A 12,932-nucleotide genomic window follows, 5' to 3' on the forward strand; every position below is an offset into this window, starting at 1 on the left:
TGGAAAAAGAAAAGAGGTCAGGGACTCCTTATCTTTCAGATTTTAAAACCGAGGTGTAGCAACCTTCGAAAGAATGTCGGAAATTATAGCGGAATCTCACTCAAATGAACGGAAATGGTTTTGGGTTTAGTGACATCTTAAATTTGTGTTTTATTTATGCTGCAAGAGGGAACATAAATAAAGTACAAAGTAAGTTCATTCGATCAAAAATTGAGGAGATGAATATTTATGGGTAAAAATATCGCATGTGTAGTAACGAATATGTTTGAGGACTCGGAGTACAGTGAACCAGCAAAAGCATTTGAAGAAGCCGGCCATACGGTTACGACGATTGAAATGGAAAAAGGGAAAATTGTTAAAGGAAAACAAGGGGAAGTAGAAGTAGAGATTGATGAAAGCATCGATTCGGTGAAACCAGAGAACTTCGATGCATTGTTCATCCCCGGAGGGTTCTCGCCTGATCAACTGCGTGCTGACGAACGCTTCGTATCGTTCGCCAAATCGTTCATGGATGATAAAAAACCTGTATTTGCAATTTGTCATGGACCGCAGCTGCTGATTACAGCGAAAACACTTGAAGGACGCCACGCAACAGGATATACATCCATTAAAGTGGATATGGAGTATGCAGGTACCAAATATTTGGACAAAGAGGTCGTTGTATGCGGCAATCAGCTTGTAACCAGCAGGACGCCAGAAGATCTTCCGGCATTTAACCGGGAATCGCTTAATCTATTGAAATAATGAAAAATCCCGGCCTGCCGGGATTTTTTATTTAATAAGATTTAAAGGATTCATATACTTCCATCTTTGCAGTAAAATAAAAGGAGAGACGAATAAAAAAGGAAGTGTCACGATTGATTGTATTAAAATCTGCACGTGAAATTCAAGCGATGCATGAATCGGGTAAAATTTTGGCGGCTTGTCATAGGGAGATTGCAAAGTTGATTGTTCCTGGTGTAACAACATGGGAAATAGAAGAATTTGTCGAAGGATTCTTAAAAAAACATGGAGCGAAGCCGGAACAAAAGGGTTACAAGGGGTATGAGTATGCGACATGTGCCAGCATAAATGAAGAAATCTGTCATGGTTTCCCCCGTAAGACCCCTTTGAAAAATGGAGATATCGTAACGATTGATATGGTCGTCAATTATAACGGGGCCCTTTCCGACTCTGCCTGGACGTATACGGTCGGAAAGGTTTCCAAGGAAACTGAACATTTAGTTCATGTGACGAAGGAATCTTTATATAAGGCGATTGAAGTGTGTGTGGAAGGCAATCGGATTGGTGATATTGGTCATGCCATTCAAACCTATGTCGAAGCGGAAGGCTTCTCGGTCGTTCGTGATTTCATCGGACATGGGATAGGAAATGTCATTCATGAAGAGCCGCAGGTTCCGCATTATGGGCTGCCGAATAAAGGCCCGCGTCTTAAAGAAGGCATGGTATTCACTATCGAACCAATGGTAAACGTAGGTACATATAAAGCCAGCCGGGATGCGAATGGATGGACGGCTTCCACTGCAGACGGGAAATACTCGGCTCAATATGAGCATACGATTGCCATCACGAAAAACGGTCCGCTTATTCTGACAGAACAATGAACGTAAAAAACAGCATCAATTAGGATGCTGTTTTTTCATTTTAATCAATCGGTCGTTCCAATGAATACAAATCCTCTTCAATATTGCCTAATCTGTCCTCAATCACTTTTTTCGCATCTTTAATCCCTTCATTATAAATAAAGGGAGCGATGTTTTCCAAAATGAATTGCAAGTGGTTTTCAGCAGCGATTTCACCTATTTCCTTGCCATGTTCCTGATACACATATTCTTGGATACGTTCGATCATCTTCCTGCGTTTCTCTAAGGGAAATTGAATGAACATTGTGCCCTCCTTCATATTTGTTTTAAAAACCATGGAATGAATTGATCCGAATCCAAAGGGAAGACGGGTACTGAAGCATGATTCCTGGTTTGTTCCAGACATTCTGGCCAAGCCACCGCTGCTTTGACATTCGTAAGTCTTTCCAATAGCAGGAGGTCACTCTCTTCTTTGATTATAATGACCTTAGGAAAGTCCTCTTGCTTATAACCTTCAATTAAAATCACATCGGGGAGAAATAGACCCAATAATTGAATTAACTCAGCGATAGGGGCTTCGCCCTTGAAATTGCCGAGCAATTCTATTGTTCCGTCTCCTTCAACAAGTGAAGCGGCTGCCCCAGACTGAAAGTGTTTATGGGAATCTTTCATATCTGTGATATCTGGTTTTCCGCCATGTCCATGGTGTTTTAAAATGGCTGTTTCTAATTTTACTGCGCGAAGCTTTTCGATTATATTCGTTATGAATGTCGTTTTTCCTCTATTTTGGTAGCCAACCACTTGAAAAATAAAGGGTTTTACCAAGGCCATTTGCTTCCTTCTTGGTCATCGAGAAGCAGAATGTCCACGATATCTCCAGTTTGGAAGCCACGGGTCCCCCCAGGTAAGACAGTCAGTGAATTGGCACCAGAAAGGCTTGTTGTAATATTGGATTTATCCACACCGCTAGGAATTACCTTCAACCGGCCGGATTCGTAAAATAATCGGGTTCGAAGCAGACGTGAGAATGGGTTGGGCTTTAAGAAGTCCTCCGCCAATTGAGCAGTCTCTTTTCGTAAATGCGGATGTTCCGAAAACAGCATGGTGCGGATGATCGGTCTTGCAAATAGTTCAAAGCCGACATAACTGGCGGATGGATTACCGGATAAACCGAATAAAATCTTGTTATTATATACGGCTACGGTCGTCACGCTGCCAGGGCGCATGGCCACTTTGTTGAATAAGACATCTGCTCCAACTTTTTGATAAATATCTGGGAGAAGGTCAAAATCACCGACGGAAACGCCCCCAGTTGTAATGAGTAGATCGACTTCCTCCAAAGCCGTTGAAATGGCTTCGTAGCTTAATTCGAATTCATCTTTAAGCTTTCCATAAAAACGGACTTCTCCTCCCGCCCTCCGAATTTGAGCGGAAAGGGCATACGAATTGCTGTTGCGAATCTTCCCGGGCTGCAAAGGTTCATTAACATCAAGTAGTTCCGAACCTGTTGCAAATAATCCGACGACAGGCTTTTTGGCAACAGGGACTTCTGCATAACCGAATGTTGCCAGTAAGCCGATGATCCCTGGATTGATTGCTGTCCCTTTTTTTACAAGAAGATCCCCTTTCTTTGCGTCCTCACCTTGAAAAGAAACGTTTTCCCCTTCTTTAAGTGAGCGTTTAAATGATATGTACTTCTTTCCATCCTTTTCGAATTCCTTAGTGAGCTCGAGCATAATTACGGCATCACACCCAGCTGGCATCTGAGCTCCAGTCATGATTCTTGCAACTTGGTTTTTTTGCACGGGAATAGTCGATACCATACCTGCAGCTAACTCTTCAACCACTTCGAATTCGAGTGGGTTATTTAGGGAACCTTCCACGGTATCCCTGGACCTGAGGGCGAATCCATCATATGGCGAGCGGTTAAAATGCGGAACATCATTTGTAGCTGTAATATCTTGAGCCAAAAAACGATCTTGACTTTCTTCCAGGGGAATCAATTCCACATGTCCTCCTAATTTATGCTTCATCACTTTTTCCACTGCTTCGGCGATACTAATAGGCGTTCTTCTATCTACCATGCTTACAACTCCTGTCTGTTTTCAACAATAAGTTCTCTATCAAATGTAGCAGAAATCTCTAAAAAAATGAAAAAATCCTCACCGGAATGGGAGGATTTGAATGTTACTTATTACGCAGTCTTCCAAGTTCTTCAGCGATCGCTTCCATTTCACGGACACTGAAATTGTCTTTTTTCATCACCATTTTATAAATATCGTGCAGTTCTTCGTACATTTCGATATCAAAATGGGTTGATTTGATTGCACCGAAGTTCATCACCTTTAATTTATCCTTAATTGCTTCAACCATAAACTCGACACTTTCAGCTGTGTTTTGTGTTAAATCCATTTCCTTCATCCTTTCATACGTTCCTAAATTATTTTCATCTTTGCATGATTACCCCTAGAAGTCAATGAATATTCGGGTGGAAAACGAAGCTTGAGCCTCAATTCACTTTGTCATCTCTGCGTTTTAAAGTGAGAGAGTTTGGGAAAAGATAGGAAAAAACTTTTTTAAACATTGTATAATGGAGATAGCTACCATTATCATCAATCAATATATGACGAGGAGGAGAATATATGAGCAACATTCGAGAAGAATATAAGTGTGCCAAGAAAAGTAAATTTATGCAAGCGGTCTTTATCGGGGCGTTAGCAGGTGCTGCAGTAAGCCTTTTTGATAAAAATACGCGTTATTCCGTATTGGAAAACAGCAAAAGTTGCATGAGTAATATGAAAGAATTCGTGAAGAATCCCAATGGGGTGCTTTCACAAGTACGTGAAACATCATCTAAGGTCCGTTCCACTGTTGAAAAAATTTCCGATGATGTATCTTTCATTTCCCAAAAGGTGGAGGAAATGAAAGATATTCCAACGCAAGTTGCGCAAGTAGTGATGGAGACGAAGGAAGTCTTTGCTGCAGAGCCGGAAGAGACGGAAGAGACGTCTTCAAGTCAGGATCCGCAAGGACGGGTTTCCTTAAATTAAAAAATGGGGTGGGGGTATGGCCAGTAAAAAAGAATGGCTTAAAGGCTCATTCTTTAAGACATTCATAAAGCGGTTACAGATGGATGATGTGTCGGGACTTGCCGCACAGCTGTCTTATTTCTTCTTACTTTCCCTGTTTCCATTACTTATTTTTTTGTTCACTTTATTGGCCTATCTGCCATTTTCCCAAGAAGATATTTTAAATACTATAAGTACATATGCACCCGCTGGTTCGATGAAAATCATTGAGGCTAACCTATCGGAAGTGATGGAAGCGAATGGTACTTTATTGTCGTTTGGTGTCATTGGAACCATATGGTCGGCATCGAATGGGATGAATGCAATCATTAAAGCATTTAATCATGCATATGGTGTAAAAGAAAGTCGAACTTTCTTTATTTCCCGGGGAATGTCGATTCTTCTCACTTTAGCGATGATTTTTGTGTTTATTGTCGTTTTATTGCTTCCGATATTCGGAAAACAGATCGGAGTATTTCTATTCGCCGAAATTGGACAATCCGATGAGTTTCTAATCATTTGGAATCAACTGCGCTGGGTGATCAGCACGCTTGTATTTTTAATAGTGTTCACGATCCTTTATTGGATTGCGCCCAACAAAAGACTGAAATGCCTAACCGTATTGCCTGGTTCTATCTTTGCAACGGCAGGATGGAGTCTCGTTTCCCTTTTGTTTTCTTTTTATGTGAAGAATTTTGCTAATTATTCGGCGACATATGGAAGCCTTGGAGGAATAATCGTATTAATGGTCTGGTTTTATTTATCTGGGCTCATCATCATACTGGGCGGGGAAATAAATGCCCTGTTAAGTGAAAAGGAAAATCCAGAATGTGAATGAGTTTCCTGGAGTTCCCGTAATAGTGGCCTATCCTGAAGCAGATACTATTCAAGAAATGACACAACTTTTGTAGAGGAGGAGTTCTTTCATGAGTAAAAAGGATGGCAGCACAAAGCAAAAAGGAAAAAATAAAGGTTCGAACCATAAAACTTCAGGTTCTGCAAACGGTAAGAACGGATATCACTAAATGAAACGAACATAAAAAAAGGGAGCCTTATAGGCTCCTTTTCATTTTAGTTTCTCAAAAGTCTTAAGCTATTCAGTATAACAAGGATTGTGCTTCCTTCATGGCCAATGACGCCATATGGAAGGTCAAGGAATTGAAGGAAATTGGATGCTATCAGGATCATGATGACCGAGATCGAAAAAATGACGTTTTGTTTGATGATTCGATTCATCTTCTTGGATAATTTGACGGCTTCCGCAATACGCGGCAGGTCATTCTTCATCAGAACAACATCAGCTGTCTCCAAGGCAACATCAGTACCTTCACCCATTGCGATTCCGACGGAAGCTGTTGCCAGTGCAGGTGCATCATTGATGCCATCCCCAACCATTGCTACTGTACCAAAATTTTCTTTCAGCTTTTTCACTTCATTCACTTTGGTTTCAGGTAGGCATTCGGCAATATATGCATCAATATGGCTCTCCGACGCAATCGCTTTAGCCGTTTTTTCACCATCACCTGTCAGCATGATGGTATGGATCCCCTCATTTTTCAAAGCTTCGATGGCAGAGATTGTTTCTTCACGCACGACATCTTTCAAAGTGAGTATACCAGCAATCCCTAAATCATCTTTAGCATAAACAATTGTCTTACCTTGTTCAGCCAATGTCAGCGCTATGCCGTTTTTGAATCGTTCGGCTTCGCTGCGACCGACGAAATCAGCTTTTCCAACTTGCCAAAGCACGCCATTGAAATAAGCTTGAACCCCATTACCTGAGATATCTTCCATGTTATCCGGTTTAATGATGTCCTTTTGCAATTTCGTTTTAGCATAACGTACGATTGATGTTGCCAAAGGGTGGTTTGAATAATTTTCAACTGAAGCAATATGAAATAAGAAATCTTCTTCGCTTAAATCTTCGCGGATGATAACATCCGTTACCTCTGGTTTACCTTTTGTCAATGTTCCGGTTTTATCTAGAGCAATCGCCTGCAGATTACCTAGATTCTCAAGATGGATGCCGCCTTTAAATAATATGCCATGGCGTGCACCATTTGATATGGCAGAAAGTGTAGCTGGCATAATAGATGCTACAAGGGCACAAGGAGAAGCGACAACGAGCAGGATCATCGCTCTGTAGAATGTTTCGGTCCAGCTCCAGCCCAATATGAAATGTGGTGCGAACATCATCAAGCCGACTACTGTCAATACGACTTTTACATAAGTCCCTTCAAACCGTTCAATGAACAACTGAGAAGGGGACTTTTCGCTTTGTGCGGATTGAACGAGAGTGATTATTTTTTGAAATAATGTTTCGCTTGCTGGTTTGGTAATTTCCACGGTAATCGTACCACGGAGATTAACCGTTCCCGCAAAAACTTCATCATCCAAGGATTTGCTGACTGGTATGGATTCGCCAGTGATGGCCGCTTCATCTATATTGGTACGGCCGTCCGTGATTTTTCCATCAGAAGGGACTCTCTCACCTGGTTTCACTAAAATCAGATCCCCGACAAGCAACTGGGAAACGGATACGGTTTCTTCATATCCGTTAGTGATGCGCAGCGCTTCTTCTGGCTGTAAGTCCATAAGCGCCGAAATCTCATTATGGCTTTTATTCATCGTGTATGTTTCAAGCGCACCGCTTAAAGCGAAGATGAAAATTAATATGGCACCTTCTGTCCAGTATCCGATGATCGCAGAACCGACGGCGGCGAAAATCATCAGCATCTCAACATTCAATTCCCGGTCGGCAATCGTATCTTCTATGCCTTCTTTTGCCTTGGCGTAACCGCCAATCAGGAAAGAGGCTAAGTATATGACTATGGAAGTGGACTCCATTCCGTTCTTTGAAAGGGCCCAGCCCAAAACTATTAATAAACCGCTGAATAATGCAGCAATAAGTTCTAAATGAGGTTTTACCTTTTCCAACCAAGAGGTTTTGCATGTAGCCGGTTGGGTTAAATGTTTAGTATCTGTAGTCATAAGATTCCCTCCCACATTCTTCTCTATTTTTGTATAAATGATATGGATTATCATTTGTGCAATATCCAATTGAGAAAGATAATCAACGTCATTTCTCTGGATAAAATATGAAAGCTGCCATCTTATTGCGATGGCAGCAATGAATACAGAGATTTATTAACATGATGTCCCTTTTGTTAATATTATATTACCACATATCCTATTCAGAAATAAAGAAGAATGATTCTAATCTAGTAAAAAATATAAAATTCCATTTATTTCAATGTACAAGGGCTATTGTAAATACCATGCAAATTGAATAATAAATGGAATTGGCCAGATAATAAACTATATTACATAACAGATGCAGGCATTTTCTCCTTAAAAAAGGCCAATGAAATGAAGACAAGGAAAAGCATGATACTTATCATATGAAAAAAATTCCCACTGTGTACATGATCTATTACAAGGCCGCCAAAGAATGGACCGCCAATGCTGCCCAGACTATAGAAAATACTGCATAATAAATTTCCTGCTGGTAAAAGGTTTCGAGGTAACAGATCTGCCATATAACTGATTCCCAGGGAGAAAGTCGAACCAACCATCATACCTCCAAGCATGAAGCAGATGAATAGTCCAAGCACTGAATAGGAATAAATCCCTGCTAGAGAAAATATGATAAAGCCCGAAAAGAGGATAGTCAGCAAGGTCTTTCGCCGGCCAAAGCGGTCACTGATCATACCCAGGGGAATCTGTGTAAGCAGAGTTCCGCCTGAAAATGCCGGAATTATGATGGATACTGCAGTTAAATCGATTCCGGAGCGCAGGGCGAAAACTGGAAAGTTGCTATTCAATGATGCTTCGAGCACGCCGAAAGTGAACGGAAGTAAAAAAGCGACCCAAGCTATGCGGCTCACCTTCGTAAACCTTTTAAGTGTGCCAAGAAATGATGTGTTTTCAGATTCATCCTGTTCAGGAAGCTCATTTCTAATAAGGAAAACAGTTAACCAAGTAAGAAGACTGAGTATGGATGTGATGATGAAAGGCAAAGACTGATTAATCTCGAGAAGCTTCGTCATTAGCGGGCCAACCATGAAGCCAAGACTGAAGAAAAGTCCATAGATGGCGAGATTTCTTCCGCGCTTCGCTATTGGTGAAATGGCAGTGATCCATGTTTGGGTAGCAAAGTGGAGTGTATGATCGCCGATTCCAATGAAGAAACGTAGTACGAACCAAAACCAGAATGATTTCCAAACAGGAAATAAGGCAAGAGAAAGAATGACCGTTATCCCGCCAAATAATATCAATGGCTTATACCCATATTTACGGAGTGGCGCTTCCATAAAAGGAGAAATCAACAGAATCCCAATATAAAGGGAGGCGGCATGAAATCCGTTTAAGGATGAACTAATTCCGTCATTTTCAAAAATGATGGCAATGATCGGCAGAAGCATCCCTTGAGAGAAACCAGATATGCCGACAATAAGGATTAAAACACTTAAAAGCAGTTTATTTTTCATAAAATTATGTCTCCTAAGAAATGTATACCTTTTTGATGTTACATCTTAGGAAGAGGATTAAGCAATAGGGATTTGGGTAAATATTTACAAGAAGAGGAGCGATGATAAATTTTCCTTTGTCATTGCCTGAAGATTATGTATGATAGTTTTTGTTACATGAAAAGAACTATAGGATTGTGAGGAGAAGTATCGTGAATAAAATATTTTTGGGGCTTGTTCTGATAGGCGTCCCATTATCTGTCCTTGGGTCTTTATTGCATTGGCCGAGCGTAATCATGTTCATAGTATATTGCTTAACAATCGTCGCGCTTGCAGGCTTCATGGGCCGGGCGACTGAAAGTTTAGCGATTGTTATGGGACCAAGGATTGGCGGTCTATTGAATGCAACCTTTGGTAATGCAGTTGAATTGATCATATCCATCTTTTCATTAAAGGCGGGGCTGGTTGGTGTTGTATTGGCGTCTTTGACTGGTTCCGTTTTAGGGAACTTATTGTTGGTGGCTGGCCTTTCGTTCTTCATCGGAGGGACCAAATACAAACGGCAGAAATTTAATGTATTTGATGCCAGGCATAATGCCGGGCTGTTAATATTTGCAGTTATTGTAGCCTTCGTCATACCGGAAGTATTCACACAAAACATGAGTGAATCAAGTACGATGTCGTTAAGTGTCGGAATTTCCATCATTTTGATCTTATTATATCTTGCTGCATTATTCTTTAAATTGGTTACTCACCGGGGGGTATATCAGCCTACGGAGAAAACCAAGGAACATGAAAAGGAAGAACCGGAATGGAGTAAGAAAAAGGCGATTATAATACTTGCTGTCGCTACTTTGGCTGTTGCGTTCGTATCGGAGAAGCTTGTCCATACCTTCAGCGAAGTGGGGGAAACCTTCGGATGGACAGAGTTATTCATCGGTGTCATTATCGTTGCGATCGTGGGTAACGCGGCAGAGCATGCATCAGCCGTAATAATGGCCTATAAGAATAAAATGGATGTCGCTGTGGAGATTGCCGTTGGTTCCACACTTCAAGTGGCGATGTTCGTAGCTCCTGTACTCGTACTGATTTCGTTAATGTATCCAACTCATATGCCGCTTGTTTTCACATGGCCAGAACTGATTTCAATGGTTACAGCAGTCTTTCTGATGATTATGATTTCGAATGACGGGGAAACGAACTGGTTTGAAGGCCTTACCCTATTGGCTGCTTACTTCATCATGGGGATTGGATTTTACTTATTATAAGAATGCAGGCCTTCCGTTTCGGAAGGTCTTCTTTTATATAAATAAAAATGACTCTGCTCAGGTTAGATTTAGCAGAGTCATTTCTATATTAGTAAATTACCATTCATAAGTTTATCCAAAATTTTTCATCACGCTTTTGTAAGTTGAGAAAATATTCTAGAGTGTTACACCATCCTTTTACATCAGATTTAAGTATAGGCGAATTCGTTTTCTGTCATCCTTTAAAAGGGTGTCATGGATTGTTCGATAAGCATACCTCCTGGAATTGTAATAGGTATGAACGATTTCGCCTCCTTTTTATAATGTAAATTAAGTATAACCGATTTCAGCAGAAAAGTAAATATTCTGAACTTTATAAATATATTGCAAATTCGACATCGGAATGAAATGTATAGAATGTTGGCTAAAAACAAAATCTATAAACAAAATGATTGAACCCCTCAAAAGGAGTGCGACAGCATGAAAAGAATTATTCTTATTACGATGATTGCCCTAATTGCCTTCATTCAGGCGAATGTAAGTTTTGCAGCCAATAAACCAGGAGATAAAGCAACTCCGAATAAGGTAAAGATTCCGCCTTCCGTATTGAATATTGCAAAGGAGAATACGTATCCGAACCCGACTCAGGATCTTCCGATGCTGCAGCCGAGTAAGTTTGCCGAACAATTGATCGATTCGTCGGATATAAAGATTGAAAATCCAGAACTCATTCATATGTTGAATGAATCAGCAATTGCAAAGGCTCCGCTTGCTTTTGGTTACAGGGCGACCATATACCTTGGCCATTGGGCATTGAATTACGAGTCATCGGAAACGGCCCCAAACTGGGAGTACCAGAAAATCAATATGAATTACTATGATAATCGCGGTGGTGAAGTTCCATATAGGATCCGTTACATCCAGGAGAGTCAGAAGGCAGTGAGCGGCGGTCTGACCGCGAAAATCCCTAAAGCTGAGGATGTTCAAAAGATGATGTTGTTAAAAGCTACAGAAAAAACCAATTTGCCATTGGCTTTCGAAACGATCATCGGAGCTGGTACGAAAAAAGATGAGGTATACAATGTTGCTTCAAATAGGATTGGTTACTTATCCAGTTATGCTTCCGCCGTCAATGAAAAAGGCAAGGTCACATATGGGGAAGTATATTTGAACCTAAAAGGAAATAAGAGAACCATTACGATCAAGAACATCACTTCCCAAGGCATCGGGGCATGGATACCGGTTCAGGACCACGTTTCCTTCAGCTTTACAGTCTCGCAGCAACCCAGGTAAAATGAAAAAACTCGCCGGATTGGCGAGTTTTTTCTTCAGATGGAAGACTTCCTGATCCTGAAGTCTTCCATCGGGTAGTATGCATTTTTGACGAGAACATTCGGGCCTAGACATTTGACTGCCGGGCAGTGGCAGTTCAATTCATTGGCCAGTTTCGAATTCATCCATGTGTCGTACGATTCGGTCAATGGCGAATCAATGATATTTCCCAATGTAGGTGCGTCCCCGAAATCGGTCACGATCACTTCCCCGGTGAAAATATTGACGTTCAACCTGGATCGTCCATCAGGGTCATTTCGAACCGTAACTTTATGTGAACCATAAAGGCGTTGAAGCAGCTCTATATCCTCTTTAGCGTTATTGCAAGGATAGAATGGCAGGGTACCAAAAAGCATCCAAACATTTTCATCACGGATATCAAGCAAATGATGAATCGCTTCACGCATATTTTCCAATGATAACGTTTCAAGTGCAGAAGCGAAATCGCTTGGATACATCGGATGAATTTCATGTCTTTGGCATCCCATTTCATCGACGATTTGTCTGTGAATATGCTCAAGATGAGGCAATGTGCGTTTGTTAAGCATCGTTTCTGCAGAAACCAGCACACCAGCTTTTGTCAGGGCACGGGAATTTTCGATCATTTTATCAAATAACTTCTTTCGCTGTTCCCGTGTTGGTTTTCGGTCCATCATGGCGAAGCCTATATCAATGAATTCATCGATCGTTCCCCAGTTATGGGAAATGTGCAGGACATCCAAATAAGGAATGATTTCCTCATAACGTTCCAAATCAAGGGTCAAATTGGAATTGATTTGTGTGCGGACCCCACGGCTACGGGCATATTTCAATAAAGGTAAAACATAATTCTTCACTTGTTTCCTAGATAACATCGGTTCCCCGCCAGTGATGCTAAGCGAGCGAAGCAAAGGAATCTCATCAAGGCGCTGAATCAGTAATTCCAGAGGCAGAGCATCCGGATCCTTGGGCTGAAGTGTGTAACCGACAGCACAATGCTCGCAACGCATATTGCAAAGGGTGGTGGTAGTGAACTCCACATTGGTCAAGCAGAGTTTTCCATATTGTTCAACGTCCATATATGCTTCCCAAGGATCATACTTGGGTGTAATTGGTGTTAAAAGATCTTGCTTGATTATTGACATGTTTAAAACTCCTTACGTAATAATGCACTAACCCATTATGAACAATGGGGACAAAAATTGTCAAATGGCGGAGAGCTGCATTTTAGCTTGCCATTGCACTTTCAAGCAG

Annotated in this window: 13 protein-coding genes; 6 read left to right on the forward strand and 7 right to left on the reverse strand. The window is 41.1% G+C overall.

Translation table 11 applies throughout. The features are described from left to right. Positions 1–228: 228 nt before the first annotated feature. Both ACQKKK_RS20055 and map read left to right on the forward strand, forming a co-directional pair. Complete coding sequence (locus tag ACQKKK_RS20055; protein WP_427618513.1) at positions 229–744, forward strand: type 1 glutamine amidotransferase domain-containing protein; 516 nt, start codon at positions 229–231, stop codon at positions 742–744. 113 nt (positions 745–857) lie between these two features. Beyond that, entirely contained in the window at positions 858–1,604 is a 747-nt protein-coding gene (gene map / locus ACQKKK_RS20060) for a type I methionyl aminopeptidase (RefSeq protein ID WP_061461499.1), read from the forward strand. Positions 1,605–1,644: 40 nt separating this feature from the next. Here the strand turns inward: map and ACQKKK_RS20065 are convergent, their stop codons facing one another. From ACQKKK_RS20065 to ACQKKK_RS20080, 4 genes are all read right to left on the reverse strand, one after another. Next, positions 1,645–1,887: a DUF2164 domain-containing protein gene (locus tag ACQKKK_RS20065; protein ID WP_427618515.1), complete on the reverse strand. Its 243-nt coding sequence runs from the start codon at positions 1,885–1,887 to the stop codon at positions 1,645–1,647. An 11-nt stretch (positions 1,888–1,898) separates the two neighbouring features. Next, the gene (gene mobB / locus ACQKKK_RS20070) at positions 1,899–2,414 is read right to left on the reverse strand and encodes a molybdopterin-guanine dinucleotide biosynthesis protein B (RefSeq protein WP_427618516.1); all 516 of its coding nucleotides are present in this window, start codon (positions 2,412–2,414) and stop codon (positions 1,899–1,901) included. Continuing rightward, positions 2,402–3,667, reverse strand: a complete 1,266-nt coding sequence (locus ACQKKK_RS20075; protein ID WP_427618518.1) for a molybdopterin molybdotransferase MoeA — start codon at positions 3,665–3,667, stop codon at positions 2,402–2,404. The genes mobB and ACQKKK_RS20075 overlap by 13 nt, the downstream gene beginning before the upstream one ends. Before the next feature lie 103 nt (positions 3,668–3,770). Beyond that, positions 3,771–3,995 (reverse strand): DUF1128 domain-containing protein, encoded by a 225-nt coding sequence (locus ACQKKK_RS20080; protein WP_427618520.1) that lies wholly within the window; start codon positions 3,993–3,995, stop codon positions 3,771–3,773. Between the two features lie 230 nt (positions 3,996–4,225). Here ACQKKK_RS20080 and ACQKKK_RS20085 point away from each other — a divergent pair, with 230 nt between their 5' ends. Both ACQKKK_RS20085 and ACQKKK_RS20090 read left to right on the forward strand, forming a co-directional pair. Then, positions 4,226–4,633 carry a YtxH domain-containing protein gene (locus tag ACQKKK_RS20085; RefSeq protein ID WP_427618522.1) on the forward strand — a complete coding sequence of 136 codons (408 nt, stop codon included), beginning with the start codon at positions 4,226–4,228 and terminating at the stop codon, positions 4,631–4,633. 16 nt (positions 4,634–4,649) lie between these two features. Further along, a complete protein-coding gene (locus tag ACQKKK_RS20090) occupies positions 4,650–5,489 on the forward strand; it encodes a YihY/virulence factor BrkB family protein (protein WP_427618524.1) in 840 nt (279 codons plus the stop codon). A 233-nt stretch (positions 5,490–5,722) separates the two neighbouring features. Here ACQKKK_RS20090 and ACQKKK_RS20095 read toward each other — a convergent pair whose 3' ends face one another. Both ACQKKK_RS20095 and ACQKKK_RS20100 read right to left on the reverse strand, forming a co-directional pair. After that, positions 5,723–7,642, reverse strand: a complete 1,920-nt coding sequence (locus ACQKKK_RS20095) for a heavy metal translocating P-type ATPase (RefSeq protein WP_427618526.1) — start codon at positions 7,640–7,642, stop codon at positions 5,723–5,725. A 332-nt stretch (positions 7,643–7,974) separates the two neighbouring features. Then, positions 7,975–9,141 carry an MFS transporter gene (locus ACQKKK_RS20100; RefSeq protein ID WP_427618528.1) on the reverse strand — a complete coding sequence of 389 codons (1,167 nt, stop codon included), beginning with the start codon at positions 9,139–9,141 and terminating at the stop codon, positions 7,975–7,977. Positions 9,142–9,329: 188 nt separating this feature from the next. Here ACQKKK_RS20100 and cax point away from each other — a divergent pair, with 188 nt between their 5' ends. Both cax and ACQKKK_RS20110 read left to right on the forward strand, forming a co-directional pair. Continuing rightward, positions 9,330–10,388 carry a calcium/proton exchanger gene (cax, locus tag ACQKKK_RS20105; protein ID WP_427618688.1) on the forward strand — a complete coding sequence of 353 codons (1,059 nt, stop codon included), beginning with the start codon at positions 9,330–9,332 and terminating at the stop codon, positions 10,386–10,388. A gap of 459 nt (positions 10,389–10,847) precedes the next feature. Continuing rightward, entirely contained in the window at positions 10,848–11,660 is an 813-nt protein-coding gene (locus tag ACQKKK_RS20110) for a YfkD family protein (RefSeq protein ID WP_427618530.1), read from the forward strand. A 35-nt stretch (positions 11,661–11,695) separates the two neighbouring features. On the opposite strand, the gene yfkAB is transcribed toward ACQKKK_RS20110, so the two are convergent. Beyond that, complete coding sequence (gene yfkAB / locus ACQKKK_RS20115) at positions 11,696–12,817, reverse strand: radical SAM/CxCxxxxC motif protein YfkAB (protein ID WP_427618689.1); 1,122 nt, start codon at positions 12,815–12,817, stop codon at positions 11,696–11,698. Between the last annotated feature and the right edge of the window lie 115 nt (positions 12,818–12,932).

Source organism: Peribacillus sp. NPDC006672, assembly GCF_050274955.1.
In the GTDB taxonomy this organism is placed as follows: domain Bacteria; phylum Bacillota; class Bacilli; order Bacillales; family DSM-1321; genus Peribacillus.